The sequence below is a fragment of the Streptomyces calidiresistens genome (assembly GCF_014141525.1).
Lineage (GTDB): Bacteria > Actinomycetota > Actinomycetes > Streptomycetales > Streptomycetaceae > Streptomyces > Streptomyces calidiresistens.
This window is the reverse complement of the sequence record NZ_VKHS01000932.1, coordinates 1-1,920: the sequence shown is the minus strand read 5'-3', so window position 1 is coordinate 1,920 and position 1,920 is coordinate 1. Positions and strand designations below refer to the sequence as shown.

The window sequence follows — 1,920 nt, the reverse complement described above, 5'->3', positions numbered from 1 at the left end:
TATAAGAGACAGCCCCCATGGAACCCCCAACGGCTCGACGGCCGCCCCGTCCACACCATCACCCCCATCGAAGGAGTCCTGTGACCACCGAACCCCGCCGCTTCCACCTCCAACGCCGACACGACCCCACCGGCGTCTCCGGTACCGGCCGCGTCGCCGACGGCATCGCCTGGCCCGACGGCACCGTCACCCTCCGATGGCGCGGCGAACGCCCCTCCACCGTCAACTGGAGTTCTTTGGCCGACGCCGTCCACGTCCACGGCCACGGCGGGACCACCGAGGTCGTCTGGGACGACCCCGCCCCCACCGACCAGCCGGAAGGCCGGCCGATGACCGACACCCCCGCCACCCGGATGCGAGCCGCAGCCGAACGCCTCGCCCGCCCCCACCGCCTGGTCGCCGACCCTCTCCGGCCCGCGCTCGCCGCATGGCTCGAAGCCGCCGCCACCGACGCCGAGATGGTCGGCGCCTCGCCGCAGGCCGGCGCGGTCGCCGACGCAATCCTGACCAAGCGCTCGCAGGACAGCGTGACGCTCACCCTTCCCCCCGGCAGCCTCTCGCTCGCCGCCGAGCCCCCGCCCCGGATCATCCCCGTACCCGTCGACCGCTACGGACACCCTCTCCGCTGACCCCAGGACACGACGGTGCCCCCGGACTCCCCCTCGTGCGCAACGAGAGAGACCGGGGGCACCGGCGTCGGTAGACGGATTGTCAGTAGGCCCGGGGACGATGCTGCCCATGACGAATCAGGACACAACACCCCCGCGCCCGGGGGGAGACGAAGCGGGGATCGGTCAGGACTCGGGGGTCTCGTCCGCCTGTTCCTTGATGGCGCGAACGGTGGGGGGACGCAGGCGCTCCAGGTCGTGTTCGCGGGCCAGGCGGCGGAACACCTCGCGGTTGAGGCCGGTGTCCGCGGAGAGCTGGCCGATGGTGGCGCCGCGGCGCATCTCCTCGATCGCGGCCTCCTTGATCTTCGGCAACAGTTCACGTTCCCGCTGCCGGACCTGCCTGTACTCGCTGAACAGCGCTGCGCGCTCGGGGTCGTATTCGGCTGGCATGGCGGACATGGTGGCACGCCTTGTCGGCCTACGAGTCGCAGAGGTGGTGAAGCGGTGACGCATGGAGGGAGTCATGACACCACTATAGGCCTACGCGTAGGCCTCTTGACAGGCCTACGCGTAGGCCTATACGGTGGAGTCCACACCACGGAGCACCACCCGAGGGGGACCACCGAGATGCGCCTCACCAACCACCAGGACACCGACCGAACCGTCGCCGACCTCTACCGCGCGATCGACCGCCGCATCCCGGTGACCCTCACCTACCTCAAGGAGGAGAAGGTCCGCGTGATCGCGGTCAACGGCGCTGGCGTCGCGACGGTCCGGAAGTCCCACAAGACCGGCCGCCTGCTGGAGACGGTCCGCACCATCGAGCCCTACGAGATCGCCACCACCAAGGCCGGCGACATCACCGTCAAGGCGCTCGACCGGGAGACCGGTGAGGGGCGCACCTGGCGCCTCGACCGAATCTCGGCCTACACCCTCCACCGCACCACGACCTACGCCCTTCCCTCCCCGCTGGACGAGGAAGCGCCGGTGGGCGCGGACGCCTCGCCCGCCATCACCGCCGCGCTGCGCGTCGCCCACCGCCGGGGCGGCCGGGTCACCGCCCCCGCCCCCGTGGTGACCGACCTGGTGGACCGGGACCTCGCCCGCCCGGACGGTGCCGGTGGGCACGTCCTCACCGAGGTCGGCGCGTCCGTCGCCGCCGGCCTCCCCAGCGCGGACCGCCCGCCGACCTTCCACACCGTCGAGGAGCTGACCGACTGGGAGATCGCCCGGGAGGACCGCGCGGAGGACCTGCGCCGCGACCTGGAGCGCGCCGACGCCCTCGCCGACGCCGCCTAACCCCACCCAC

The 1,920-nt window shown here is 72.0% G+C and carries 3 protein-coding genes; 2 read left to right on the top strand and 1 reads right to left on the bottom strand.

The window, feature by feature from the left end; translation table 11 throughout:
- Nucleotides 1–80 precede the first annotated feature (80 nt).
- On the top strand, nucleotides 81–629 hold the full coding sequence (locus FOE67_RS29700) for a hypothetical protein (protein ID WP_228474236.1): 549 nt from the start codon (nucleotides 81–83) through the stop codon (nucleotides 627–629).
- 165 nt (nucleotides 630–794) lie between these two features.
- Here the strand turns inward: FOE67_RS29700 and FOE67_RS24270 are convergent, their stop codons facing one another.
- On the bottom strand, nucleotides 795–1,061 hold the full coding sequence (locus tag FOE67_RS24270; RefSeq protein ID WP_228474235.1) for a hypothetical protein: 267 nt from the start codon (nucleotides 1,059–1,061) through the stop codon (nucleotides 795–797).
- A gap of 177 nt (nucleotides 1,062–1,238) precedes the next feature.
- On the opposite strand from FOE67_RS24270, the gene FOE67_RS24265 reads away from it, so the two are divergent.
- Nucleotides 1,239–1,910 (top strand): WYL domain-containing protein, encoded by a 672-nt coding sequence (locus tag FOE67_RS24265; RefSeq protein WP_182666970.1) that lies wholly within the window; start codon nucleotides 1,239–1,241, stop codon nucleotides 1,908–1,910.
- The last annotated feature ends 10 nt before the right edge of the window (nucleotides 1,911–1,920 follow it).